Genomic DNA, 24420 nt, shown 5'->3' with positions numbered 1-24420 from the left:
GGCCTTGTCTAAAAGCGCTTTGGCCCGCAGATATCCGCCCAAATCGCCAGGTTTGGATCAGGGATAAGCGGGTCCAAGCACACCCGATTGGATGAACATGAGCGGCGTCAACGAGATCAGGTCGACCTTTCTGAACTTCTTTGCCGAGAACGGGCACGAGATCGTGTCGTCCTCGCCATTGGTGCCGCGCAACGATCCGACGTTGATGTTCACCAATGCCGGCATGGTGCAGTTCAAGAACGTCTTCACCGGCGTCGAGAAGCGGCCCTATCAGCGCGCCACCACGTCGCAGAAATGCGTGCGCGCCGGGGGCAAGCACAACGACCTCGACAATGTCGGCTACACCGCGCGCCATCTCACCTTCTTCGAGATGCTCGGCAATTTCTCCTTCGGCGACTATTTCAAGGAGCGCGCGATCGAGCTGGCCTGGAAGCTGATCACGAAGGATTTCGGGCTCGACAAGGACAAGCTGCTCGTCACCGTCTACCACACCGACGACGAGGCGCACGGGCTGTGGAAGAAGATCGCCGGCTTTTCCGACGACCGCATCATCCGCATCCCGACCTCGGACAATTTCTGGGCGATGGGCGACACCGGCCCCTGCGGTCCGTGCTCGGAGATCTTCATCGACCGCGGCGACCACATCTGGGGCGGCCCTCCGGGTTCGCCTGAGGAGGACGGCGACCGCTTCCTCGAATTCTGGAATCTCGTGTTCATGCAATACGAACAGGTGACGAAGGAGGAGCGCGTGGATCTGCCGCGTCCCTCGATCGACACCGGTATGGGCCTCGAGCGTATGGCCTGCATCATGCAGGGCGTCGACAGCGTGTTCGAGACCGATCTGTTCCGTCATTTGATCGATGCGGCCGCGTCCGCGCTCGGCAGCGGGCCGAACGAGCAGACCGTCGCCTCGTTCCGCGTCATCGCCGACCATCTGCGCTCGTCGGCCTTCCTGGTCGCGGATGGCGTGCTGCCCTCGAACGAGGGCCGCGGCTATGTGCTGCGCCGGATCATGCGCCGCGCCATGCGCCATGCGCAGCTGCTGGGCGCCAAGGAGCCGCTGATGCATCGGCTGGTCTGGGCGCTGGTCCGCGAGATGGGCCAGGCCTATCCTGATCTGATGCGCGCGGAAAACCTGATCGAGGAAACGCTGCGGCTGGAAGAGACCCGCTTCCGCAAGACGCTGTCGCGGGGCCTTGCCATCCTCGACGAGAAGAGCGCGTCGTTGAAGAAGGGCGACATGTTCGACGGCGATGTCGCCTTCACGCTGTACGACACCTACGGCTTCCCGCTGGACCTGACGCAGGACGCGCTGAAGTCGCGCGGCATTGGCGTCGACCAGTCTGCGTTCACCGACGCGATGGAGCGGCAGAAGGCCAAGGCGCGCGAGTCCTGGAAGGGATCGGGCGAGGCGGCGAGCGAGGCGATCTGGTTTCCGCTGCGCGAGAAGCTCGGGGCGACGGAATTTTTGGGCTACGAGACCGAGAGCGCTGAAGGCGTGGTCTCGGCGCTGGTCAGGGACGGCAAGGAAGTCGCCCACCTCAAGGCCGGCGACACCGGCGCGATCGTGCTCAACCAGACGCCGTTCTATGCGGAGTCGGGCGGCCAGGTCGGCGACACCGGCGTGCTGACGGGCGAGAGCGGGATCAAATTCCGCGTCACCGACACGCAGAAGAAGCTCGGCGATTTCTTCGTTCATGTCGGCACGGTCGAGAGCGGCGAGCTTAAGGTCGGCACCGCGCTGCAGCTCGAGGTTGATCATTCCAGGCGCTCGTCGATCCGCGCGCATCACTCGGCGACGCATCTCATCCATGAGGCGCTGCGCCAGGTGCTCGGCGATCACATCGCCCAGCGCGGCTCGATGGTGGCGCCGGACCGGCTGCGTTTCGACTTCGTGCATCCGAAGCCGATCACGGCGGAGGAGCTTGCTCGCGTCGAGGACATCGCCAACGACGTGGTGCTGGAGAATGACGAGGTCACGACCCGCGTGATGGGCGTCGACGAGGCTCGCGAGGCCGGCGCGCGCGCGCTGTTCGGCGAGAAGTACGGCGACGAGGTTCGCGTCGTCTCGATGGGCAAGACCGCGCGCGAGCGCGGCGCCAATGCGCTCGGCTGGTCGGTCGAGCTCTGCGGCGGCACGCATGTGCGGCGCACCGGCGATATCGGCCTGATCACGCTGACCGGCGAGAGCGCGGTGGCGTCAGGCGTGCGCCGCATCGAGGCGCTGACCGGCAACTACGCCCGCAAGCATGCCAATGAGACCATGGCGCTGGCGAAGACCGCAGCAAGCGAGCTGCGCACCTCGGTCGACGACGTTCCGGCGCGCATCACCGCGCTGATGGAGGAACGCAAGAAGCTCGAGCGCGAGCTGTCCGACGCCCGCAAGAAGCTCGCGATGGGTGGCGGCGCAGCAAGCGGCGGCGGCGCGGCTTCCGGCGTGCGCGAGGTCGGCGGCGTCAAGCTGATGGCGCGCGCGGTCGAGGGCATCGAGATGAAGGATCTCAAGAGCCTCGCCGACGAGGCCAAGAAGCAGATCGGCTCCGGCGTGGTCGCCATCGTCGGCGTCACCGAGGACGGCAAGGCCGGTGTCGTGGTCGGCGTCACCGTCGACCTCACCGCGCGCTTCAACGCCGTGAATTTGGTGCGCGTCGCCTCCGAAGCGCTCGGCGGCAGGGGCGGCGGCGGCCGGCCCGACATGGCCCAGGCCGGTGGCCCCGACGGCGCCAAGGCGACCGAGGCGCTGGCGGCGATCGAAAAAGCGATGGCGGGCGCTTAGGCGTCTGCGTCGCGTTGCTCTAGCTGTGGTCTCTCAAGAGGTTGTCCATCTGGTCTGAACCGAGGAAGCTGAGGTTGCGAAGCTTCAGTGTTCCAAGGAGAGACCAGATGAACGTCCACAAGAATGCGCCTTTGACGCCCAAAGGTCGAGAGGCGATGGTGCGAAGCGTAGTCGAGGGTGGGCTGAGCCAGGCTGACGCGGCCTTCCAGTTCAACACGACGCCCAAGACCGTTGCCAAATGGGTCCAGCGGTTCCGTGAGGACGGTGTGGAGGGGTTGCGTGACCGCCCCTCAAGGCCGCACTCATCGCCGAGCCAAACTCCTGCGGCCACATGCACGGCTATCGAGGCCTTGCGCCGGCAGCGCCACACCGGCCAGCAAATCGCAATCGAGGTCAAGGTGTCGCCAGCCACGGTCAGCCGAGTGCTTCGTCGTTTGGGCTTGAACCGGATCCGCGATCTTGAACCGGCCGAGCCGGAGCGCCGTTATGAGCGTGAGTCTCCAGGCGAGATCATTCACATCGACATCAAAAAGCTCGGGCGTTTCGAGCGGGTTGGTCATCGCATCACCGGCGATTCAAGTGGTCCAAACAGGAGCCGAGGCGTCGGCTGGGAGTTCGTCCACGTCTGCATTGACGACCATTCCCGCGTCGCTTTCTCGGAGATCAAACCGGACGAGACGGTGGACAGCGCGGTGTCTTTTCTCAAGGCGGCTGTGGCTTATTATGGAGGCCTTGGGGTCACCGTCACGCGCGTCATGACCGACAATGGCGGTTGCTACCGATCTCACGCCTTCGGCGAGGCGTGCCGCGACCTGGGCATCAAGCACATCCGCACCAAACCCTACACGCCGAGAACGAATGGCAAGGCAGAGCGCTTCATCCAAACCGCACTACGGGAATGGGCTTATGCCAAAGCCTATCCAACCTCCAATCGCCGCGCCCAAGAGCTGCCGATCTGGCTGCATCGATACAACTGGCACCGGCCTCATGGTGGTATAAAGTCACAAACCCCGATCAGCCGCCTCGGTCTGACTGAGGTCAACCTCTTGAGGCTCCACATCTAGCCCTGCTTCAGGAACACATATTCGGCCGAGTAGGGCGCGCTTTTGAACTCGCCGGCCTTGTCGCAAGCGCCGTCGAGCTTGCCGCCATGGGTGTTGATGCGCTGAACCGTGGTGACCGGCGTCAGCACGCCACTACCGCGATGGGCGGTGACCTCCAGCTTCAGCCAGGGGATATCGGCCGGCGTGGCGCCCGGCGCGCTGCCTGCGACCTTGCCGGCGACGGCGCTGCCGTCGGCGTGCTGCCAGTTCGGCCCGGCATAGTGGCGGCCGATCGTCTTGCCCTCGGCGAGCAGCGTCGCGATCGGCTCGCGGAACGCCCAGGCGAGCTTGCCGTCGGCGCCGGCCTTGCACTCATAAATCTGCGCGCCCTCGGCGTGGACGCTGAGCACGACGTTCTGGCCCGGTGCGGCGATGGCGTCGGGAAGCGTCCCGGCCGCCCCCGCTGGCGCAGTCACGGCCGCGAGAAGCAGAGGCAGGGGACGGCAAGCTTGGTGGACATGGTCGGATCTCCGCAAGGGAGCTCTCAGAAAATACGGGCCGCGCTGAAAGACGCGGCCCGTGATGATGTCTAGCCCAGGCGGGTGAAATCCGGACGGCTTACGCCGCCAGCGCCTTCACAAGGTTGTCAGCGACCTTGTCGAGGAAGCCGGTGGTCGAGAGCCAGCGCTGATCGGCGCCGACCAGCAGTGCGAGGTCCTTGGTCATGTAGCCTTGCTCGACGGTGTCGACGCAGACCTTCTCCAGCGTGGTCGCGAACTTCGCGAGCTCGGGATTGTTGTCGAGCTTGGCGCGGTGCGACAGGCCGCGGGTCCAGGCGAAGATCGACGCGATCGAGTTGGTCGAGGTCTCCTTGCCCTTCTGGTGCTCGCGGTAGTGACGGGTCACCGTGCCGTGGGCAGCTTCCGCTTCGACGGTCTTGCCGTCAGGGGTGAGCAGCACCGAGGTCATCAGGCCGAGCGAGCCGTAGCCCTGCGCGACGGTGTCGGACTGCACGTCGCCGTCGTAGTTCTTGCAGGCCCAGACATAGCCGCCGGACCATTTCAGCGCCGAGGCGACCATGTCGTCGATCAGCCGGTGTTCGTAGGTCAGGCCCTTGGCGTCGAACTCCTTCTTGAACTCCTTGTCGAAGATCTCCTGGAAGATGTCCTTGAAGCGGCCGTCATAGACCTTCAGAATCGTGTTCTTGGTCGACAGGTAGACCGGATAGCCGCGCAAGAGGCCGTAGTTGAAGGAGGCGCGGGCGAAGTCGATGATGGAGTCGTCGAGATTGTACATCTCCATGGCGACGCCGGCGCCGGGAGCCTTGAACACTTCCTTCTCGATCACGGTGCCGTCCTCGCCGACGAACTTCAGCGAGAGGGTGCCCTTGCCCGGGAACTTGATGTCGGTGGCGCGGTACTGGTCGCCATAGGCATGGCGGCCGATGATGATCGGCTTGGTCCAGCCGGGAACCAGGCGCGGCACGTTCTTGCAGATGATCGGCTCGCGGAAGATCACGCCGCCGAGGATGTTGCGGATGGTGCCGTTCGGCGACTTCCACATCTGCTTGAGGTTGAACTCCTTCACCCGCGCCTCGTCGGGGGTGATGGTGGCGCACTTCACGCCGACGCCGACCTTCTTGATCGCCTCGGCGGCGTCGATGGTCACCTGATCGTTGGTGTGGTCGCGGTACTCCATGCCCAGGTCGAAATACAGCAGCTCGACATCCAGGAAGGGGTTGATCAGCTTGTCCTTGATGTACTGCCAGATGATCCGGGTCATCTCGTCGCCATCGAGCTCGACGACGGGATTGGATACCTTGATTTTTGCCATGATCGGAGAAGCCTTCTTGGGAACTGGTGGAAATCTCCCGCGCTATAGCACCGCGCGGGGGCGGGCGAAAGCGGAGCGGTTATGCAGTTTCAGCCCATCTTTTCGCCGGGATCAGCCCCTCTAGAAGGCAGCCTGGGTGGCCGTGCCGGCCACGATGTACCAGGTTACGAACAGGCCTGAGATCAGGGCGCCGGGCAGGCTCGATCCGGTCCGTCGCCAGGTGAAGGTGGCGATCACGGCGACGATGGCGAGCAGCGGCACGAACTGGATCGCGACGATGGTCGAGAGCGGCACGAAACCGGGGTCGGGCAGCGGGTTGAACAGCTTTCCCGTCAGCCAAAGCGTGCCGTATTGCAGGACCAGCAGCACGACGAAGCCCAACGTCAGCGCCAGGATGTTGGTCAGATAGAGTGCGAGCCGCGGCGCCTCCATGGTCGAGAAATTCCGGTGCAGCACGTGCAGCGCCACCACGAAAAACGCCGTGAATGGAATCAAATAGATCAGGAAGATCAGAACCTGCTTCGGGTTCATCAACTTCAGCGCGACGATCCAGAAGCGGAAGTCGATCTTGAAGGCGAGGTCGGCAAGCCAGAGCGCGGCATAGCCCACTGCGACCGAGGCGACCGCAATCGCGAGTGACTGGCCAAGCAGACCGGCCCGGCCCTTGCGCTTCGGGGCCAAGCCCATCAGCGCCAGCGTGATCAGCCCGTTGATGATGGCCCAAACCATGATCTGGTTGGTGATGCCCTGCGGCAGGAACGCTGACGGCGTCACGAAGCTGCCGCCCAAAGCGAAGGCCGGGTAGTAGGTCAGTGCCGGGATGAACGCGGACAGGATGAACGCGGCGGTCCAGCGCCTGCCGGTGGCGGCGTGATGGGGCGGCATGGTGCCGTCGGGGACAGCGGGCAGGCGCAGACGAGAGAACATCGGCGCCTCCAGCAGGCCATCGAAAGTGCCGATCAACAGCACGACAAAGCCGACGAACGCAATGAGCGTGCCGAGTTCTTTCCGGAACCAGATCTGGTCGTCGGCCGGCCGGGGCGTACCGCCTTGCAACGTCCTAGCGAACCAGTCGAGGCTGTATCCGATCGCTTCATGCGAGATGTGCTCCGCCGGGTGCGTCATCGCGGGGGTGTAGAGCACGCGGGCGGTGCCGGCCGCCGGGTCGCCATAGACCTTGCCCGGCTCGACCGGCCCCTGCGTGCCGAACATCGCCCACAGCTTCGGGCTCTTGGTGACATCGCGGCCAACATCGACGCCCCACACCAGGGTGGAGAATTCCTCATACTGGGCAAACACCAGCGCCGCATTGCGCGGCCAGTTCGGTGTGCCGTCGGCCGCGAATGGCTTGCCGGTGGAGGAGCCCTCCAGCACCATCGACTTGTAGCCGTCGGGCATCGCGGTGGCTGCGGCCAGGACTGTCCAGCCGCCCATCGAGTGACCCTCGAGGCCGATATTGGCCTTGTCCACCATCTCGAGGCTGCGCAGATAGGCGAGGCCGTCAGGGCCGCCGAAGCCGTTGGCGAAGGCGGGCGGGTCGCTGTAGCCGTGGCCGGTCTGGTCCAGTGCCAGCACGACATAGCCGCGGCGGGCGAATTCGATGGCGAAGCCGTCCTGCGTCTCGCGCGAATTGATGTAGCCGTGGACGGCGAGGATGCCGGGTGCCGGGGTCTGCGCAGTGGCATTGGCGGGGATGTAGAGCAGGGCGCTCATGGTGTTGCCCTTGGCGCCCTTGAACCTGACATCCTGGATCCGGATGCCGCCCGAGGTCTGGGTCAGATGGGCGATGAAACCGCCCACTGCGATCAAGACCAACCCCAGAAGCGCCAATTTCCATCGGCTCAGCATCACCATCCCCCCACTCAATTGTTGCTTCAGCTCAGGCCCTTTCGGCTTCGCTTTGGTTGTGCTTGATAGCCTTATCCGAAAGCAAAGCGCGCGCAAGCCGGGCGGTGAAACCGTCCCCAATTGAGGTGCGATTGCAGTTTCGCAAACGCCGCTAACCCTGTTATCTCCGCTCAAGAAATTGCGCCGCACGGAAGGCGGGCGGGTGGCCGCGGATGAAGCTTTGGATCAGCGTCTTCAGACGGAGGTTCGGGGTCTTTCCGAAGCGGAACGAGACGAAAGCTGAAGCAGAAAGTGGAATGAGATGTCCGGCACCGACAAGACCAAGGTTGGGCTCGCCCTCGACGGTCCCATCGTGATCCTGGTCGAGCCGCAGCTCGGCGAAAACATCGGCATGGCCGCACGCGCCATGGGCAACTTTGCCCTGAGCGCCTTGCGCATCGTCAACCCGCGCGACGGCTGGCCCAACATCGCGGCACAGCGCGCCGCCGCCGGCGCCGACCACATTCTGGAAAAGGTCGAACTGTTCGACACGGTCGAGCAGGCGGTCGCCGATCTCGATTTGCTGTTCGCCACCACCGCACGCCCCCACGACCAGGCCAAGCCTGTGGTCGGGCCGGAAGCCGCGGCCGCCGAGATCTCCGGGCATGTTGCGACTGGCGGAAAGGCCGGCATCCTGTTCGGCCGCGAGCGCTGGGGCCTGACCAACGAGGAGGTCGGGCTTTCCAACCGCATCATCACCTTCCCGGTCAATCCGGGCTTTGCCTCGCTCAACCTGGCCCAGGCGGTGCTGCTGGTCGGCTATGAATGGTTCAAGCGGGCGACGGCGGGCGCGCTTCCCCATGCCATGCCGGAACGTTCCGAGCGCGCCTCGCAGCACCAGATGCAGGCCTTCTTCGACAATCTCATCCGCGAGCTCGACCGGGTCGAATTCTTGCGCCCGGCGGAGAAGCGCGACACCATGCTCGTCAACCTGCGCAATATCTTCAGCCGGATGGAGCCGACCAAGCAGGACATGCACACGCTCCACGGGGTGGTGATGGCGATCGCCGAGGGACGCAAGGGCCCGGCCAAAGGCGGCGTGCTCGACGGCGAACAGGCGACGCGCCTGCGCGCGCTCTTGGCCGAGCACGGGCAGGGCGGCGGCGTGCCCGACAGCGGCTCAACGGTGCGTGGGCTGGCCCGCCTGCTCCGCCGCAACCCGACCGATGCCGAGCGCCTGCTGTGGCAGGCACTCACGCGCGACCGCCGCTTCGCAGGTCAGTTCAAGCGCCAGACCCCGGTCGGCCGCCACATCCCTGACTTCGTCTCATTCCCGCACCGGATCGCGATCGAACTGGTCAATCCGGGCGAGGGCGACACCATCGCGGCCGACCGCGCCTCGCGGCGGGCCTGGCTGGAAGCGCGGGATTACCGGGTGGTCGATATTCGCGCCGTGGATGTGGAGCGCGCTCTCGAGGCGGAGCTGGTGCGGCTGCAGGGGATGATGGAGCAGACGACCTAGCCCAAGCGCATCGCGGTTTTCGCAACCATGGGCTGTGCAGAGGCTTGATTGGTTGCTATGACAGTGCCCGGAAATCCGGTTGGGGACTGCATGTTTGGAGTGACGGGCCGTGCACTCATTGGCGCGGCAGCAGGCGGAAGCGCGTTGGCGATGACGATCGTGTTCGGCATATCAGGCGCTCGCGCCGAAATGCCTTTGAACGCCAAGTGCTACACGCCCGTCAGCATTGCGCTCGATGACCGCATCGCGGGCTGTACCGCCTTGATTCAGGCGGCAACTGCTATGCAGCAAAGCGTTATCATGACGCATTTTCGCCGCGCCATGCTTTACCGTCAAAAAGGTGAGCCCGGCCTTGCGATCGCGGATTACGATCGGATCATCGAGCACGATCCAGGCAATTTGGACGCCCGTCTTCAGCGAGCCTTTGCGCATAGCGAGAGGCGCGAAACCGACGCTGCGCTTGCGGACTACGACAAAGTCGTCGAGCTCGATCCCAAGTCCGTATACGCCCGTCTCGGGCGTGCCCGAATCTATCAATCAAAAGGAGATCTTGAGCGCGCCATCGCTGATCTCGATCAAGCCCTTCTGGTCCATCCCGACAATGTCATCGTCCATGTCGACCGAGGCCTCGCCTATCTCCGCAAGGGCGATTTGGATCGGGCCATGGCCGACTGTGACCGAGCAGCCGAGATCAGCCCGGAAACCGGTGGCGGCCAATTGTGCCGCGGCCGGGTTTACTTCGCCAAGGGCGACAGAGGGCGCGCATTGGCCACGCTCGATCAAACGATGCCGATCAAGCCAAGAAAGGAGTATTTCTACTACTTCCGAGCTGCGTCGTTTTCTCAACTGGGCGAATTCGAACGCGCTATCGCCGACTATGACCGGATCATCGAGCTGAACCCCCGAAGCCGATTTGTCTACGGCTGCCGCGGCGTCGCCTATGCTCAAAAGGGCGACTACGATCACGCCATTGCCGATTACGACCAGGCGATCCAGCTGGCACATCAGGAGCAGGAAAACCGAGGCGATCGGCAGGCTCAGGTTCAAGGTCAGGACAGTGAGCCCATTTCCCCGTCCGTCGGTGGTGACTCATTGGCACTTGCTTCGGGAGACGGCCCTCTGCTCCGCGCTCGGGGAGCGGCCTACCAGGCGAAAGGCGACCTCGACCGTGCGATCGCAGACTACGATGAAGTGATCCGCCTTAGTACCAAGGACAAGGATGCACTCGGGCTCCGTGCCAACGCGTACAAGGCCAAAAAGGACTTCGATCGCTCGCTTGCGGACTACGATCAGCTGGTGCAAATCGATCCCAAGGATGCCCGCGCCTATTTCCACCGCGGAAGACTCTATTGGCAGATTGCGTCATTCGCAAAATCGCTGGCCGACTTCGATCAGGCGACGCAGCTCAATCCAAAGTATGCCTATGCCATCCTATGGCGCGAAATCGTTGCAAAGCGCAGTGACCAACCGAGCCAGCTGAGCGAGGCTGCCAGGCAGCTCGACGCGACGAAATGGCCCGCGCCGATCGTCAATCTCTTTCTCGGTACGATGACGCCGGAGCAAGTGCTCGACGCTGCCGACGACGCCGACCCCAGGAAGAAAAAAGGGCAGGTCTGCGAAGCCAATTTCTATAGTGCCGAATTAGCTCTGCAGCGCGGCTCCAGGGACGGGGCGTTGAAGCTGTTCGAACAGGCTGCAGCCGATTGTCCGAAGACCTTTATCGAGAAGCCGGCTGCCGACGTTGAGCTTGCCGCGCTGCGAGCGAGCCGGTGAGTGCAATCAGGCAAGGTCTCACAGGGTGAGCAAGGCGACTTGTTCGAGATGGGGGCCGGCGTGAAGCCCTCTAAGCCTCATTTATTGGCACGTTTCGTGCCTCCCAAGGCGGCAAGGCCCACAATGCCTGCCCAAGGGGAGACCTGACATGAAACGCGACGACCTCACCGAGAAGCTGCTCGACATCAAGCGTGAGAAGGGCTGGAGCTGGAAACATATCTGCGAAAAGATCGGCGGCTATTCCGAGGTGCTGATCGTTGGCGCGATCATGGGCCAGATGAAACTCACAAAACCACAAGCCGCCAACGCTGCCGAGCTGTTCGGCCTGACCAAGGCCGAGACTGCGATGCTCAACGAGGTGCCGATGCGTGGCACCGGCACGCCGATGCCGCCGACCGATCCGCTGATCTACCGCTTCTACGAGATGGTGATGGTGAATGGTCCGGCCTGGAAGGCGCTGATCGAGGAGGAATTCGGCGACGGCATCATGTCGGCGATCGACTTCGACATGGGCATCGAGCGCGTCGCCAACCCGAAGGGCGACCGCGTCAAGATCACGATGTCCGGCAAATTCCTGCCCTACAAATATTACGGCGCCAGCGGCAATGTGCCGGAGTACGGCTTCAAAGAGGGCGAATAGCGAAGTGCGGGTAGCGAATGGAATCTGCTTTCCATTCGCTACTCCCCATTCGCCTCAAAGGATCGCGCCGGGCGTGTACTTGGCCGCCTCGGGCTTCGCCTTCGCCAGCGCATCGACCTGCTCGGCGAAGTAGTCGACCTGAGCGCCGGCATCACCTGAATTGGCACGGCCGTGCTCGAGCACTTGGCTGAGTTCGGCTTCGCTGAGGCCGAGACGCTGATCGGCGGCGAGGCGTTTGAGCAGGTCGTTCTGCACGATCTTGCCGGTGCGCAGGTCGCGGATGGCCGCGACCGCGTGCTCCTTGATCGCCTCATGCGCGCCTTCGCGGCCAGCGCCCTTCTTCACCGCCTCCATCATGACGGTGGTGGTGAGCAGGAAGGGCAGATACCGATTCAGCTCGGTCGCGACGACGGCATCGAAGATTTCCATCTGGTCGAGCACCGAGAGTAACGTCTCGAGCAGACCGTCCATGGCAAGGAAGGCATCGGGCAGCATGACGCGGCGAACGACCGAGCAGGAGACGTCGCCTTCGTTCCACTGGTCGCCGGCAAGGCCCGCGGCCATCGCGAGATAGCCTTTCAACACGACATGCAGGCCGTTGATGCGTTCGCATGAGCGGCTGTTCATCTTGTGCGGCATCGCGGACGAGCCGACCTGGCCCTTGGCGAAACCTTCGCTGGCGAGCTCATGGCCTGCCATCAGGCGCAACGTCTTGGCGAAATTGCCGGGCCCGCTGGCGAGCTCCGTGAGCACGCTGACGGCGCGGAAGTCGAGACTGCGCGGATACACCTGGCCGACCGCATCGAAGCTTTGGGGCAGGCCGAGGTGCTTGAGGATCTGCTTTTCGAGCGCGCGCGCCTTGCCGGCATCGCCGTTGAACAACGTGATCTGGTCCAGCCTTGTGCCGACCGCGCCCTTCAGGCCGCGGGCCGGGTAGGTGTCGAGCACGCCAACCAGGCTCTGATGCGACACCAGCATCTCCTCGCCGAACATGGCGATGCGCTTGCCGAGCGTCGTGACCTGCGCAGCGACGTTGTGCGTGCGCGCCGTGAACGGCATGTCGCGCAATTGCTTGGCGTGTTTGGCGAAGCGAATGAGCGCGGCGATGCTCTTGGTTTCGATCAGCTGCAGACCGCGGTAGACCTGGAGCTGCTCCACGTTCTCGGTGAGGTCGCGGCTGGTCATGCCCTTGTGCAGGTGCTCGTGACCGGCGAGATCGCAGAACTCCTCGATTCGAGCCTTGACGTCGTGCCGGGTGATGCGCTCGCGCCGCATGATGGAGTCGAGGTCGACCTGGTCCTTCACGCGCTCGTAAGCTTCGATCACGCCATTGGGCACCGGAATACCGAGATCGCGCTGGCCTTTCAGCACGGCGATCCAATAGTCGCGTTCGAGGCGAACCTTGCCCTCGCCACTCCAGATGGCGCGCATCGCGGGCGAGGCGTAGCGTTGGGCGAGGACGTTAGAGATGTGATCCTGTGACATGCCGCCCATTTGGCATTGCCAGGAGCCGGCTGCAAGCCCGAGAGGGCGGGCGGCGCGTGGCCATCCGCCGCCCGCTGTGAAGCTTACTTCCCGGCCTTCACCTCCGCAGCCGCGACCGCCATCAGCTCGCTCATCTTGCTCCGAATCGCCTGCTCGGTGAGGGCCACATTCCCAGCAGCGAAATCGGCCACGAGCTTGCGCAGGACGCCGCCGCTGCCGGCCTCATCGAAATCGGCCGCGACCACCTCCCTGGCGTAGGCGGCGGCGGCATCGCCCGTGATTCCGAGCTTTTCGGCCGCCCACAGCCCCAGCAGCCGGTTGCGGCGAGCCTCCGCCCTGAATTTCTGCTCCTCATCGAGGGCAAATTTCTTCTCAAAGCCTTCTTCGCGCTTGTCGAATTCGCTCATGCGTCTTCCGAGTCCTTCGGTCTCTGGCCGTGGTGGCCCTCGTTGCAAGGGCCCCCACGCATGCCTAGATAGAGGGCAGGATCGGCGAAACAACGAGCCGTAAAGCCGCAGGCAAGGCGGTATAAGTCAGCGTCGGAAGGGCCGGATCGATTGTGCTGGGACAGCCAATCGGATAGGTTGCCTGAAGGCTCGGTTCCCGTTCTGTTTCCTTTGGTTTTCTTTGGAAATTTGATGGGTTCCAGGCCGTTCACGGCAGCTCCGCTGTGGGTCGTAACCTGGTAACCGGAGCACACCAAATACATGGATTTCAACAAAACACGGTACATCCCAATGAGCCGTCGGCGTCGCATTTATGAAGGCAAGGCAAAGGTTCTTTACGAAGGTCCGGAGCCCGGTACCCTGATCCAGCACTTCAAGGACGACGCCACCGCGTTCAATGCGAAGAAGCATCAGGTGATCGAGGGCAAGGGTGTCCTCAACAATCGCATCTCGGAGTACCTGTTTCAGCACCTCAACGACATCGGGGTGCCGACCCATTTCATCCGCCGTCTCAACATGCGCGAGCAGTTGATTCGCGAGGTCGAGATCGTGCCGCTCGAAGTGGTGGTGCGGAACGTTGCCGCCGGCTCGCTGTCGCAGCGCCTTGGCATCGAGGAGGGCACGCAGCTGCCCCGTTCGATCATCGAGTTCTATTACAAGAACGACCAGCTCAACGACCCCATGGTGTCGGAAGAGCACATCACCGCCTTCGGCTGGGCCACGCCCCAGGAGATCGACGACATCATGGCGCTGGCCATCCGCGTCAACGATTTCCTCACCGGCCTTTTCCTCGGCATCGGCATCCGCCTCGTCGACTTCAAGATGGAGTGCGGCCGCCTGTTCGAGAACGAGATGATGCGCATCATCGTCGCTGACGAGATCTCGCCGGACAGCTGCCGTCTGTGGGATATCAAGTCGAACGAGAAGCTCGACAAAGATCGTTTCCGCCGTGACCTTGGAGGCCTGCTCGAGGCTTACACGGAAGTCGCAAAGCGCCTCGGCATCCTCATGGAGAACGAGCGACCGCAGGGCACGGGTCCCGTGCTGGTGAAGAGCTGAAGAGGATTTCGACGTGAAGGCACGTGTTACCGTTACCCTGAAGACGGGGATCCTCGATCCGCAGGGCAAGGCCATCGAAGGCGCGCTGAAATCGCTCGGCGTCGATGGCGTCGCCAGCGTGCGGCAGGGCAAGGTGTTCGACATCGAGCTCGCCGGCGCCGATAGGGCCAAGGCCGAAGCCGCGCTGAAGGATGCCGCGGACAAGCTGCTCGCCAACACCGTGATCGAGAACTATCGGGTCGAGCTGCTCTGATGAAAGCCGCCATCCTCGTCTTTCCCGGAATCAATCGCGAGCGCGACATGGCGCGGGCGTTGAAGCTGATCTCGGGCCACGAGCCTGCGATGGTGTGGCACGCCGAGACGTCGCTGCCTGCGGGCACCGACCTCGTGGTGGTGCCGGGCGGCTTCTCCTATGGCGATTATCTGCGCTGTGGCGCGATCGCGGCGCGGGCGCCTGTGATGGACGCGGTGCGCGACTATGCGGCCAAGGGCGGCCTCGTGCTCGGCGTCTGCAACGGTTTCCAGATTCTCTGCGAATCCGGCCTGCTGCCGGGCGTCTTGATGCGCAATGCGCGGCTGAAATTCATCTGCAAGGACGTGCATCTGCGCGTCGAGCGTTCCGATACGCCGTTCACCCGCGGCTACAATGCCGGTCAGGTGATCCGCGTGCCGGTGGCCCATGGCGAAGGCAATTACGAGGCGGATGAAGAGACCATCAAGCGCATCGAGGGCGAGGGGCGGGTGCTCTATCGCTACTGCTCTGCGGACGGGCTGGTTGATGAAAGCCACAACATCAACGGCGCGGCGCATTCGATCGCCGGCCTCGTCAACGACAAGGGCAACGTGCTCGGCATGATGCCGCATCCCGAGAACCACGTCGAAGACATCATGGGCTGCACCGACGGCCGCGGCCTGTTCGCCGGCCTCACCGCGCATCTGGAAAAGGCGGCGTGATCTCGCGTTGAAGCTATGCGGCGGCCTCAGGCCTTCCGCTTCACCCGCTTGATCGTGCCCGAAAACGTGAACAATTGCCGCGCGCCTGACATCATCTTGCCGCGCAGGAAGATCAGCGAACCGCCGGCGCGGCTGACTTCGCCGGTGCATTCGATCAGCTCGCCCTCCCGGGCCGCATCGAGGAATTCGCAGGCAAAATTGGTCGTCACGGCCCTGCTATCCAGGACATGGGTGGCGATCGCGAACAGGGAGTAGTCCGCGAACGCCATATAGCAGCCGCCATGGACGTTGCCGGAGCCGTTGAGGTGCTTTTTCTCGACCCGGAAGGCGCAGCGGACGCTGCCGTCGGGCTCGATCCGATGCCAGAAGGGGCCGACATGGGATTCAAAACTGTCGCGAATCCAGGTCCGCCAGCCCTCAAATTCCCCCTCGGTGGCGATGTGGAGGTCGGGACGACGGGGCGGCGGGGCTTTGGTCAGTTCGTGCAAGGAAATAGGCCTTCAATTGCGGGTCTTTGGCCCTTAAATCCGATCCGTCAGCGCCTTGCAATTCCGGATCGCCGCCGACCCCGCTTGCAAAACGTGGGACAGCGGGAAAATGCGCCATAAAGGGCTTTTCGAGAGCCCCCGATGTTCCTAAGAACGGCCAAACGCCGCCGAAAGCCCAAAATCCATGAAGAACGAACCCAAGATCACCCCCGAACTGGTTGCCGCCCACGGGCTCAAGCCCGACGAATATGAGCGCATCCTGAAGCTGATCGGGCGGGAGCCGACCTTTACCGAACTCGGCATCTTCTCGGCGATGTGGAACGAGCACTGCTCGTACAAATCCTCGCGCATCCATCTCAAGGGCCTGCCGACCAAGGCGCCCTGGGTGATCCAGGGACCGGGCGAGAACGCCGGCGTCATCGACATCGGCGACGGCCAGGCCGTGGTCTTCAAGATGGAGAGCCACAACCACCCGAGCTACATCGAGCCCTATCAGGGTGCAACGACAGGCGTTGGCGGCATCCTGCGCGACGTGTTCACCATGGGCGCGCGCCCGATCGCCTGCCTGAACGCGCTGAGCTTCGGTGCGCCCGAGCATGCCAGGACGCGCCATCTGGTCTCCGGCGTCGTCGCAGGTGTCGGCGGCTACGGCAATTCCTTCGGCGTGCCGACGGTCGGCGGCCAGGTGCGCTTCCACACCCGCTATGACGGCAACATCCTGGTCAACGCCATGGCGGTGGGCCTCGCCGATGCCGACAAGATCTTCTATGCGGCGGCCTCCGGCGTGAACATGCCGATCGTCTATCTCGGCTCCAAGACGGGCCGCGACGGCATCCACGGCGCCTCGATGGCGTCGGCCGAGTTCGACGACAAATCCGAGGAGAAGCGCCCCACCGTGCAGGTCGGCGATCCCTTCGCCGAAAAGCTGCTGTTAGAGGCCTGCCTCGAGATCATGGAGAAGGGTTGCGTCATCGCGATCCAGGACATGGGCGCGGCGGGTCTGACCTGCTCTGCAGTGGAAATGGGCGCCAAGGGCGACCTCGGCGTCGATCTCGATCTCGACGCGGTGCCGACCCGCGAGCCCGGCATGAGCGCCTATGAGATGATGCTCTCGGAGAGCCAGGAGCGCATGCTCATGGTGCTCAAACCCGAGAAGGAAAAGGAAGCCGAGGCGATCTTCAAGAAGTGGGGCCTCGACTTCGCCGTGGTCGGCTACACCACGCCGAGCAAGCGTTTCGTGGTCAAGCATGGCGGCGACGTCATGGCCGATCTGCCGATCAAGGAGCTCGGCGACGAAGCGCCGCTTTATGACCGTCCGCATGTCCCGTCTGCTGCGTTGCCGATCGTGCATGCGCGCGAGGTGCCGGCGCCGATGGCGCTCGGCGCTGCCCTGGAGAAGCTGATCGGAACGCCCGACATGTGCAGCAAGCGCTGGGTCTGGGAGCAGTACGACCACGTCATTCTCGGCAACACCATGCAGCGCCCCGGCGGCGACGCCGCCGTCGTGCGCGTGCAGGACGGGCCGAAGGGCCTGGCGCTGACCGTCGACGTCACGCCGCGTTATTGCGAGGCCGATCCGTTTGAAGGTGGCAAGCAGGCGGTCGCGGAAGCCTGGCGCAACATCACCGCGGTCGGCGGCAAGCCGCTCGCGATCACCGACAATCTCAACTTCGGCAATCCTGAGCGCCCTGAGATCATGGGCCAGTTCGTGGGCTGCCTGAAGGGCATCTCGGAAGCCTGCCGCACGCTCGATTTCCCGGTCGTCTCGGGCAACGTCTCGCTCTACAACGAGACCAATGGCCGCGCGATCCTGCCGACACCGTCGATCGGCGGCGTCGGTCTGCTCGACGACTTCCCCAAATCGGCGTCGCTCGCCTTCAAGGCGGAGGGCGAAGCGATCCTCCTGGTCGGCGAGACCCATGGCTGGCTCGGTCAGTCCGTCTACTTGCGCGACATCTGCGGTCGCGAGGAGGGCGCGCCGCCGCCGGTCGATCTCGCCGCCGAGAAGCGCAACGGCGATTGCGTGCGCGGCATGATCCATGCGGGCACCGCGACCGCGGTGCACGACCTCTCCGACGGCGGTCTCCTGATCGCACTCGCCGAAATGGCGATCGCGAGCGGCATCGGCGCAAAGCTGCTTGCGGCGCCGACCTCGCTCGTCTCGCAGGCCTATTGGTTCGGCGAGGACCAGGCGCGCTATCTCGTCACCGTGCCGGAAATCGAAGCCGGCCGCGTGCTCGCCAAGATGCGCGGCTGCGAGGTGCCCTGCGTGCGGATCGGCACCACCGGCGGCGATGCCATCGCGATTGCGGGCGAGACGCCGGTTACGATCGAGCGCCTGCGGACATCGCACGAGCGCTTTCTGCCGGAATATATGGGTGGGAAGGCGGCCTGAGCCGCCTTCACACTCACAGGACCTTCTTTGCCCCGGGGATCTGGCGCAAGGCCCGCGTCAGCGCCCAGCTGAACGCGACCGTCAGCACGAATCCAATCGTCGCCTTGATAATCGCCGGCAGCTCATAGTCGAACAGCCAGTATTGCAGCCAAAGCGCGATCGGGTAGTGCACCAGAAACATGCCAAAGGCGTCCGCCTGCATCGGATCGAGGAGCTTGGCCGAGCCCGATTGTCTGAACCTCTGGAAAAAGGCCAGGATCAGAAACATGATGGCCACGCTGAAGACGGCGAAGCAGAGCGCATAGAGCCCCTCATACCAGTTCGGCAGCGGTGACGGATTGCCCAGTATTTCGCGCTTGATGTAGATCAGCACCCAGAGCAGGCAATACGGAACGATCGCCAAGACCGTCCAATCCCAGCTGACCTTCGCCATCCGGCCGTCGGGCGCGAGCAACCCGCGATCCATATTCGCGACGCCGACGCCGGCCCCGAAAAAGAAGTAGCTCGCATAGAGCAGCACGCGGCCGTGCTGAACCGAGAACGGTCCGAACTCGAACCAGCTGCTTGGCCCGAAATACATCAGCCCGGGAACATAGAAGGCTGCAGTGACGGCAAGCATGACCGCGAAGAACGCTGCGGGCCGGCGCCGACCGTGCAGCGAAAGGCGATTGATGGGATCGAGCAGGTTGGGCGATAGTCGATGCAGGATGCAGGCGACTACATCGAAGGCGAGCAGAACCCAGAGAAACCAGATCGGCCCGCTGGGCCACGGGCCCTTCGTGACCATGTTCCACCAGTATTCCGAGAAACCGATCTCGGGGTTGTGCCGGAGCGAGATGGCGTAATAGGCGAGCGGAATGATCGTGAATGCGCAGATCACGAACGGCAGGCCAAGCCGCAGCAGGCGATCCGCCAAATAGGTTCGTGCGCCCTTGCGGGCGATGCCTGACCACGCAAACAAGCCCGACAGGAAAAAGAACATCGCCATGAAGAAGCTGTCGGTGGCGAGCACGATCATGTCGAAGCCGAAGAAGAACTTCGGGTCGGTATGGCCGAAATAGGTGTAGGGAATCACGGCGTGATGCAACAGCACCACCAGCGTCAGGAAGGTGCGGGCGCGGTCGAGCGACAAATTGCGCGCCTTGGCCTTCGGTTCGGCTTGCGCCTCGGCGCCGAGTACCGCGGTCTGTGACATCGTCATCATGGTCGCCCCGATTGCGCTTCCGTACCGGCCGGACTGTGCCGCCGGGAACCCGATTCAGCAAGCGTAGTTTGTGCCGGGACAACCTTCTGTCGTGACCCTAGGAACCCGTTCCGAGCGACGCGGTTACCGTTCCGAAACGGGTAAGAGGCCGCCGATGGCGGTGGCCAATGCTGCGGAGCGGGCGATGACGATCTTGAAATGGGCGCTGATTTTCCTGCTGATCTCGATCGTGGCCGGTGTGCTCGGCTTCACGGGCATCTCGGCGGCTTCGGCCGATGTCGCCCGTTTCCTGTTCTATGTCTTCGTCGTGATCTTCCTGGTGTTACTGATCCTCGGGCTCACGATCTTCAGGGCGTAGGGCGCAAGCAGCCATGAAGGTGGTTGGCCGGGACGGCGCCCGGCCATGACTGTGGCGCTGCAGCGCGAGCCTACCCCACTTCCTCGATCTTCACCTTGTCCGGGTAGAAGGCGAGATGGCCTGATATCTCCGTCATCGCGGGGAAGGGTGTCTCGTAGCTCCAGATCGCGTTGTCGAGCGTCTTGCCGTCGACCTTGATGCTGTAATAGCTGGCGTCGCCCTTGTAGGGGCAATGGGTGGTGCGGTCGGTACGCTCCAGCAGCGCCATGTTGGCATCCTCCCGCGGCAGATATTGCACCGCCGGATATCTGGCCTCCTTCAGTGTCAGCGCCTTGGCGCTCTCGGCAATCACGAGATCGCCCGCCGTGACGCGCACGCGACGGGGGTTTCGGGTGATCGTGATCGGGTGGTCGGGGCCTGGAAGCTTCATGATGTCACGCCTTTTCGATCGATCCGCCGCGCGCGGCACTTTGTCGTGGCTTTATCCTGACGGGATCAGGGATATAGTGCCGCAAGGCGTGACGTAGAAGGCCGTTCACGCTAAGTTTGGCGCTGCCGGCGAGGGGACCCCGGCAAGCGATTCGACGCCGAGGCTGTGAGCCGACGACACAGGAGCAAGACCCGAATGCCCATGGACGCCCACGATATCGAGGCGATGATCAAGGCAGCGATCCCCGATGCCGAGGTGACCATCCGTGACCTAGCCGGCGACGGCGACCACTATGCCGCGACAGTGATTTCGGAATCCTTCCGCGGCAAGTCCCGCGTCCAGCAGCACCAGATCGTCTACCGGTCCCTGCAGGGCCAGATGGGGGGCGTGCTGCATGCGCTGGCGCTGCAAACCGGGGTGCCAAGCCCTTGAACGGATTGCACCTGACCTGATCGCGCGACGGGGACGCTGATGGCTGCGGACAATCCGCGCGGCGCGATGTTTCGCGTGATCGTGCCGAACCAGCCCAGCCGCGTCACCAATGCCGAGCTGTTCTTCGACCTCGTCTTCGTCTTCGCCGTTACGCAAGTTTCGCACACCCTGCTGCACCAGTTCACGCCGCTCGGCGCGATCGAGGTCACGCTGCTGTTCCTGGCCGTGTGGTGGGTGTGGGTCTACACCGCCTGGGTCACGAACTGGCTCAATCCCGAGCTGACGCCGGTCCGCATCCTGATCTTCCTGATGATGCTCGGCGGCCTTGTGCTGTCGACGACCATCCCGAGCGCGTTTGACGGTCGTGGCCTGTGGTTTGCGATCGCCTATGCGGTCATGCAGGTCGGACGCACCGCGTTCTGGCTGTTCGCAACGCCGCGCCATCGCACCGCCGTGCGGCACAACGCGCTCCGCATCCTGGTCTGGCTCTGCGGCTCCGCGGTGCTTTGGATCCTCGGCGGCTTGGCGCATGGAGAGGAGAGGCTGTGGTTCTGGATCGCGGCGCTCGCGATTGAATATGTCTCGCCCGCCGTGCGCTTTTGGGTGCCGAAGCTCGGCTTCTCCTCGGTCGAGGCCTGGGCCGTCGAGGGCGGCCACATGGCCGAGCGCTGCGCCGGCTTCATCATCATCGCGCTCGGTGAGGCCGTCGTCGTCAACGGCGCGACCTTTGCTGAACTCGACTGGACCGCGGAGAACATTCTGGCCTTCATCGCCGCGCTGGTCGGCAGCATCGCGATGTGGTGGGTCTATTTCGACAAAGGCGCAGAGGCCGGCTCCGAGCGGATCTCGAAATCAGCCGAATCCGGCCGGCTGGCGCGGCTCGCCTACACTTATCTGCACATGCCGATCGTCGCCGGCATCATCCTGACCGCGGTCTCGGACGAATTGGTGCTGAAGCACCCCTCGGGTCATTCCGACGTCCGAACCATCGTCAGCACGATCGGTGGTCCCCTGGTGTTCCTGGTCGGTACCATCCTGTTCAAGCACTCGATCCGCGGCTTTCTCCAGCTGTCCCACGGCATCGGCATCATCCTGCTGCTGGCGCTGTGGTGGTTCGCCGCCGATCTCTCGCCGCTGTGGCTGACGGTGGCGACCAGCGTGATCATGATCGTCGTCGCGGTGTGGGAATCCGTGTCGCTCGGGTCGCAGCCGGACGAGGCTGACAGGCATTAAGGCGCCGGAGCCTTACTCCGCCGCCTCCAGCGCGTGCACCGAAAACATCTTCGCTGCATCCGTCCAGCTCTCGCGCACCCGCCAGCCGGCGCCTTGCGCCAGCGCGGCGAAGCGTTCGAGGCTGTATTTGTAGCTGTTTTCGGTGTGGATGCTCTCGCCGGGCCGGAACGAGAAGCTGGTGCCGAGCAGACGCACGGTCTGGCTCTTCCGGCTGATCAGGTGCATCTCGATGCGGTGCCGGTCGTGATTGTAGATCGCGCGGTGGGTGAAGGCGGAGAGGTCGAAATTGCCGCCGAGCTCACGGTTGATCCGCACGAGAACATTGAGGTTGAAGCGTGCGGTGACACCGGCCGCATCGTTATAGGCAGCGTGGAGCAGGCGCTCCTCTTTCTCGAGGTCGGCGCCGATGATCATCTGCGCGCCCTTGCCCAGGATCTGGCGGGCGCTCTTCAGGAATGCCTGCGCTTCATGCGGCTCGAAATTGCCGATGGTCGAGCCCGGGAAGAAGCCGACCTTCGGCATCGACGCGACTGCCTTCGGCAGCTCGAACGGCGTGGTGAAGTCGGCGGCCACCGGATAGATGCCCAGCGAGGGGAAATCGCGCTTGAGCCCGTTGGCCTGCGCCTTCAGGAAGTCGCCGGAGATATCGACGGGGACATAGGCCGCGAATTTGGACTGGTTCAGCAGCAGGCGGACTTTCGTCGTTGCGCCGGCGCCGAACTCGACGAGTGCGGCATTCTCGGGAATGATCTTTGCGATCTCGCTGCCGCGCTCCCTCAGGATCGCAAGCTCGGTGCGCGTCGGATAATATTCCGGCAGGCGCGTGATCGCCTCGAACAGCTCCGATCCGGTCGCGTCATAGAAATATTTCGGCGACAGCTTTTTCGGCTGCTGGGAGAGGTCCTCGATGGCCTCACGGGCGAAGGCGGTGGTCTGCTCGTCGGGGAGATGGGCTTCGGCCAAAGCGCTGGCGTGCACATTCATGATACTCTCCTGAACGCGCTGTCCGGCGCGCATTTGTCGTCGGATGAGAACTAGTCGTAGTCAGCGAGCCGCAACCCCGTGAATTGCCAGCGGTGGTGCGGATAGAAGAAGTTGCGATAGGTGACGCGGCTGTGACCATCAGGCGTCGCCAGCGAGGAACCGCGCAGCACCAGCTGATTGACCATGAACTTGCCGTTGTACTCGCCGAGCGCGCCTTCGACGGCGCGATAGCCCGGGTAGGGTGAATACGAACTGCGGGTCCACTGCCAGACGATGCCGAAGGGGTCATTGAGCTGGCCGGCGCGTCCCGCGACCTCCCATTCCATCTCGGTCGGCAGATGCTTTCCCGCCCAGCGCGCGAACGCGTCGGCCTCGTAATAGCTGACGTGGCAGACGGGCGCGTCTGGATCGACCGGCTTGAGGCCGGCGAGCGTCATCACCTGCCATCCGCCGTCGGCCTCGCGCCAATGGCCCGGGGCTTGCCAGTCTTCCTTGGTTGCGGCGGCGAAACCGTCCATCAGCCACAGCGTCGCACGCTGGTAGCCGCCGTCGCGCATGAAGGCGAGCCATTCGCCGTTGGTGACGAGATTGCGCGCGATCTTGACGGGGCCGACGAGCGCGCGATGTGCGGGCTTCTCGTTGTCGAAATGGAAGCTGTCGTCGACATGGCCGACGGTGTGGATGCCTTCGTTGAGCGTCAGCCAGTCGTCCCCGGCGCGCGTTGCGGACGGAAAGCGCCACTCCTTGTCGTAGGCCGGATAGACCGGGTTCTGCGCGAAGGCGTGCAGGATGTCCGTGAACATCAATTCCTGATGCTGCTGCTCGTGGTTCAGCCCGACCTCGACCAGCGGCGCGACGGCGCGGAGCTTGTCCTCGCCGGCCTCCCGGAAGAATTTGACGACGGCGGCATCGACATAGCTGCGATAGGCGCCGACCTCGGTGGCGCTGGGCCGGGTGATGTCGCCGCGATGATTGCGGGCATGGCGCGGCCCCGCGCTGACGTAATAGGAATTGAACAGGAACGCGAAATCAGGGTGAAACGACCGGTAGCCCGGGGCATGCTCGCCGAGCAGAAACTGCTCCCAGAACCAGGTGGTGTGGGCCCGATGCCATTTGACGGGACTGGCATCCGGCATCGACTGGATCTGCTGGTCCTCCGGCGAGAGCGGTGCGGCCCGGCGTTCGGTCTCGTTGCGGACGGCGAGAAAAGCGCTCTCCAGCCTCTCGGCGAGGCCAACAGAAGCGGCCGATTGTGACGAAAGCGGCGGACTGGCCGGTGCGGAGGCTTGTTTCGTCACGTTTTTCTCCAGACAGGACAAGAGAACGTTGTTGGCGATACCAGGTTCCAAAACCCAGGTTCGTCCTAAATGGGGGCTCCGTTACGGTATGAAAGTCCTCCCAAGTGATGATATTCGTGTCATCATGTAATGACGCCGGGGCTGCCCCAGCCTGATGTCGGGGGCTGCTCTTTGCCATTTTACTTTGGATGCACAACGGTTTGGGCTACATATATACGCAGGTATCGGGTCAGATCGGCT

The 24420-nt window shown here is 63.7% G+C and carries 22 protein-coding genes; 12 read left to right on the top strand and 10 right to left on the bottom strand.

Features of this window, described 5'->3' with window-relative positions; translation table 11 throughout:
* The first annotated feature begins 97 nt into the window (after positions 1 to 97).
* Entirely contained in the window at positions 98 to 2776 is a 2679-nt protein-coding gene (gene alaS, locus ACVIIW_RS32410; protein ID WP_456704417.1) for an alanine--tRNA ligase, read from the top strand.
* A gap of 107 nt (positions 2777 to 2883) precedes the next feature.
* Positions 2884 to 3840, top strand: a complete 957-nt coding sequence (locus tag ACVIIW_RS32405) for an IS481 family transposase (RefSeq protein ID WP_456704416.1) — start codon at positions 2884 to 2886, stop codon at positions 3838 to 3840.
* On the opposite strand, the gene ACVIIW_RS32400 is transcribed toward ACVIIW_RS32405, so the two are convergent.
* The 3 genes from ACVIIW_RS32400 to ACVIIW_RS32390 all read right to left on the bottom strand — a co-directional run bounded on the left by ACVIIW_RS32400 (position 3837) and on the right by ACVIIW_RS32390 (position 7500).
* Complete coding sequence (locus ACVIIW_RS32400) at positions 3837 to 4295, bottom strand: DUF3455 domain-containing protein (protein WP_456704415.1); 459 nt, start codon at positions 4293 to 4295, stop codon at positions 3837 to 3839. The two genes, ACVIIW_RS32405 and ACVIIW_RS32400, sit on opposite strands and share 4 nt — an antisense overlap.
* 142 nt (positions 4296 to 4437) lie before the next feature.
* Positions 4438 to 5652, bottom strand: coding sequence for an NADP-dependent isocitrate dehydrogenase (locus tag ACVIIW_RS32395; protein ID WP_456704414.1), 1215 nt, complete (start codon positions 5650 to 5652; stop codon positions 4438 to 4440).
* Positions 5653 to 5772: 120 nt separating this feature from the next.
* Positions 5773 to 7500, bottom strand: coding sequence for an alpha/beta fold hydrolase (locus ACVIIW_RS32390; protein WP_456704413.1), 1728 nt, complete (start codon positions 7498 to 7500; stop codon positions 5773 to 5775).
* Between the two features lie 301 nt (positions 7501 to 7801).
* On the opposite strand from ACVIIW_RS32390, the gene ACVIIW_RS32385 reads away from it, so the two are divergent.
* The 3 genes from ACVIIW_RS32385 to cynS all read left to right on the top strand — a co-directional run bounded on the left by ACVIIW_RS32385 (position 7802) and on the right by cynS (position 11414).
* On the top strand, positions 7802 to 9001 hold the full coding sequence (locus tag ACVIIW_RS32385) for a TrmJ/YjtD family RNA methyltransferase (RefSeq protein WP_456704412.1): 1200 nt from the start codon (positions 7802 to 7804) through the stop codon (positions 8999 to 9001).
* Between the two features lie 150 nt (positions 9002 to 9151).
* A complete protein-coding gene (locus ACVIIW_RS32380; protein WP_456704411.1) occupies positions 9152 to 10774 on the top strand; it encodes a tetratricopeptide repeat protein in 1623 nt (540 codons plus the stop codon).
* 148 nt (positions 10775 to 10922) lie between these two features.
* Positions 10923 to 11414, top strand: coding sequence for a cyanase (cynS, locus tag ACVIIW_RS32375; protein ID WP_456704410.1), 492 nt, complete (start codon positions 10923 to 10925; stop codon positions 11412 to 11414).
* A 54-nt stretch (positions 11415 to 11468) separates the two neighbouring features.
* On the opposite strand, the gene purB is transcribed toward cynS, so the two are convergent.
* Complete coding sequence (gene purB / locus ACVIIW_RS32370) at positions 11469 to 12899, bottom strand: adenylosuccinate lyase (RefSeq protein WP_456704409.1); 1431 nt, start codon at positions 12897 to 12899, stop codon at positions 11469 to 11471.
* A gap of 83 nt (positions 12900 to 12982) precedes the next feature.
* The gene (locus tag ACVIIW_RS32365) at positions 12983 to 13306 is read right to left on the bottom strand and encodes a DUF1476 domain-containing protein (RefSeq protein ID WP_456704408.1); all 324 of its coding nucleotides are present in this window, start codon (positions 13304 to 13306) and stop codon (positions 12983 to 12985) included.
* A gap of 330 nt (positions 13307 to 13636) precedes the next feature.
* On the opposite strand from ACVIIW_RS32365, the gene purC reads away from it, so the two are divergent.
* The 3 genes from purC to purQ are packed head-to-tail and all read left to right on the top strand — an operon-like array spanning position 13637 to position 15358.
* Entirely contained in the window at positions 13637 to 14404 is a 768-nt protein-coding gene (gene purC / locus ACVIIW_RS32360; RefSeq protein WP_172782948.1) for a phosphoribosylaminoimidazolesuccinocarboxamide synthase, read from the top strand.
* Between the two features lie 13 nt (positions 14405 to 14417).
* The gene (gene purS / locus ACVIIW_RS32355; RefSeq protein ID WP_456704407.1) at positions 14418 to 14657 is read left to right on the top strand and encodes a phosphoribosylformylglycinamidine synthase subunit PurS; all 240 of its coding nucleotides are present in this window, start codon (positions 14418 to 14420) and stop codon (positions 14655 to 14657) included.
* The gene (purQ, locus tag ACVIIW_RS32350) at positions 14657 to 15358 is read left to right on the top strand and encodes a phosphoribosylformylglycinamidine synthase subunit PurQ (protein WP_092228040.1); all 702 of its coding nucleotides are present in this window, start codon (positions 14657 to 14659) and stop codon (positions 15356 to 15358) included. The genes purS and purQ overlap by 1 nt, the downstream gene beginning before the upstream one ends.
* 26 nt (positions 15359 to 15384) lie before the next feature.
* On the opposite strand, the gene ACVIIW_RS32345 is transcribed toward purQ, so the two are convergent.
* Entirely contained in the window at positions 15385 to 15846 is a 462-nt protein-coding gene (locus ACVIIW_RS32345; protein WP_456704406.1) for a PaaI family thioesterase, read from the bottom strand.
* Positions 15847 to 16030: 184 nt separating this feature from the next.
* Here ACVIIW_RS32345 and purL point away from each other — a divergent pair, with 184 nt between their 5' ends.
* Complete coding sequence (gene purL / locus ACVIIW_RS32340) at positions 16031 to 18241, top strand: phosphoribosylformylglycinamidine synthase subunit PurL (RefSeq protein ID WP_456704405.1); 2211 nt, start codon at positions 16031 to 16033, stop codon at positions 18239 to 18241.
* 13 nt (positions 18242 to 18254) lie between these two features.
* On the opposite strand, the gene ACVIIW_RS32335 is transcribed toward purL, so the two are convergent.
* Positions 18255 to 19445 carry an acyltransferase family protein gene (locus tag ACVIIW_RS32335; RefSeq protein ID WP_456704404.1) on the bottom strand — a complete coding sequence of 397 codons (1191 nt, stop codon included), beginning with the start codon at positions 19443 to 19445 and terminating at the stop codon, positions 18255 to 18257.
* Positions 19446 to 19629: 184 nt separating this feature from the next.
* Between ACVIIW_RS32335 and ACVIIW_RS32330 the strand changes: the two genes are divergently transcribed.
* Positions 19630 to 19803 (top strand): DUF1328 domain-containing protein, encoded by a 174-nt coding sequence (locus ACVIIW_RS32330; protein ID WP_092228199.1) that lies wholly within the window; start codon positions 19630 to 19632, stop codon positions 19801 to 19803.
* Between the two features lie 70 nt (positions 19804 to 19873).
* On the opposite strand, the gene ACVIIW_RS32325 is transcribed toward ACVIIW_RS32330, so the two are convergent.
* Positions 19874 to 20233: a DUF427 domain-containing protein gene (locus ACVIIW_RS32325; RefSeq protein WP_456704403.1), complete on the bottom strand. Its 360-nt coding sequence runs from the start codon at positions 20231 to 20233 to the stop codon at positions 19874 to 19876.
* Between the two features lie 195 nt (positions 20234 to 20428).
* Here ACVIIW_RS32325 and ACVIIW_RS32320 point away from each other — a divergent pair, with 195 nt between their 5' ends.
* Positions 20429 to 20665 (top strand): BolA family protein, encoded by a 237-nt coding sequence (locus tag ACVIIW_RS32320; RefSeq protein ID WP_092228036.1) that lies wholly within the window; start codon positions 20429 to 20431, stop codon positions 20663 to 20665.
* Between the two features lie 39 nt (positions 20666 to 20704).
* A complete protein-coding gene (locus ACVIIW_RS32315; protein WP_456704402.1) occupies positions 20705 to 21898 on the top strand; it encodes a low temperature requirement protein A in 1194 nt (397 codons plus the stop codon).
* 12 nt (positions 21899 to 21910) lie between these two features.
* Here the strand turns inward: ACVIIW_RS32315 and egtD are convergent, their stop codons facing one another.
* Positions 21911 to 22882 carry an L-histidine N(alpha)-methyltransferase gene (gene egtD / locus ACVIIW_RS32310; RefSeq protein WP_456704401.1) on the bottom strand — a complete coding sequence of 324 codons (972 nt, stop codon included), beginning with the start codon at positions 22880 to 22882 and terminating at the stop codon, positions 21911 to 21913.
* Between the two features lie 50 nt (positions 22883 to 22932).
* Complete coding sequence (gene egtB / locus ACVIIW_RS32305) at positions 22933 to 24231, bottom strand: ergothioneine biosynthesis protein EgtB (RefSeq protein WP_456704400.1); 1299 nt, start codon at positions 24229 to 24231, stop codon at positions 22933 to 22935.
* Positions 24232 to 24420 lie beyond the last annotated feature (189 nt).

The organism is Bradyrhizobium sp. USDA 4449 (genome assembly GCF_054056275.1).
This window is presented reverse-complemented; position numbering and strand designations above follow the sequence as displayed.

Coding starts and splice junctions, on each gene's coding strand:
- alaS (WP_456704417.1), top strand. CDS start 98: ATGAGCGGCGTCAACGAGATCAGGTCGACCTTTCTGAACTTCTTTGCC.
- ACVIIW_RS32405 (WP_456704416.1), top strand. CDS start 2,884: ATGAACGTCCACAAGAATGCGCCTTTGACGCCCAAAGGTCGAGAGGCG.
- ACVIIW_RS32395 (WP_456704414.1), bottom strand. CDS start 5,652: ATGGCAAAAATCAAGGTATCCAATCCCGTCGTCGAGCTCGATGGCGAC.
- ACVIIW_RS32390 (WP_456704413.1), bottom strand. CDS start 7,500: ATGCTGAGCCGATGGAAATTGGCGCTTCTGGGGTTGGTCTTGATCGCA.
- ACVIIW_RS32385 (WP_456704412.1), top strand. CDS start 7,802: ATGTCCGGCACCGACAAGACCAAGGTTGGGCTCGCCCTCGACGGTCCC.
- ACVIIW_RS32380 (WP_456704411.1), top strand. CDS start 9,152: ATGACGATCGTGTTCGGCATATCAGGCGCTCGCGCCGAAATGCCTTTG.
- cynS (WP_456704410.1), top strand. CDS start 10,923: ATGAAACGCGACGACCTCACCGAGAAGCTGCTCGACATCAAGCGTGAG.
- purB (WP_456704409.1), bottom strand. CDS start 12,899: ATGTCACAGGATCACATCTCTAACGTCCTCGCCCAACGCTACGCCTCG.
- ACVIIW_RS32365 (WP_456704408.1), bottom strand. CDS start 13,306: ATGAGCGAATTCGACAAGCGCGAAGAAGGCTTTGAGAAGAAATTTGCC.
- purC (WP_172782948.1), top strand. CDS start 13,637: ATGAGCCGTCGGCGTCGCATTTATGAAGGCAAGGCAAAGGTTCTTTAC.
- purQ (WP_092228040.1), top strand. CDS start 14,657: ATGAAAGCCGCCATCCTCGTCTTTCCCGGAATCAATCGCGAGCGCGAC.
- purL (WP_456704405.1), top strand. CDS start 16,031: ATGAAGAACGAACCCAAGATCACCCCCGAACTGGTTGCCGCCCACGGG.
- ACVIIW_RS32335 (WP_456704404.1), bottom strand. CDS start 19,445: ATGATGACGATGTCACAGACCGCGGTACTCGGCGCCGAGGCGCAAGCC.
- ACVIIW_RS32330 (WP_092228199.1), top strand. CDS start 19,630: ATGACGATCTTGAAATGGGCGCTGATTTTCCTGCTGATCTCGATCGTG.
- ACVIIW_RS32325 (WP_456704403.1), bottom strand. CDS start 20,233: ATGAAGCTTCCAGGCCCCGACCACCCGATCACGATCACCCGAAACCCC.
- ACVIIW_RS32320 (WP_092228036.1), top strand. CDS start 20,429: ATGCCCATGGACGCCCACGATATCGAGGCGATGATCAAGGCAGCGATC.
- ACVIIW_RS32315 (WP_456704402.1), top strand. CDS start 20,705: ATGGCTGCGGACAATCCGCGCGGCGCGATGTTTCGCGTGATCGTGCCG.
- egtD (WP_456704401.1), bottom strand. CDS start 22,882: ATGAATGTGCACGCCAGCGCTTTGGCCGAAGCCCATCTCCCCGACGAG.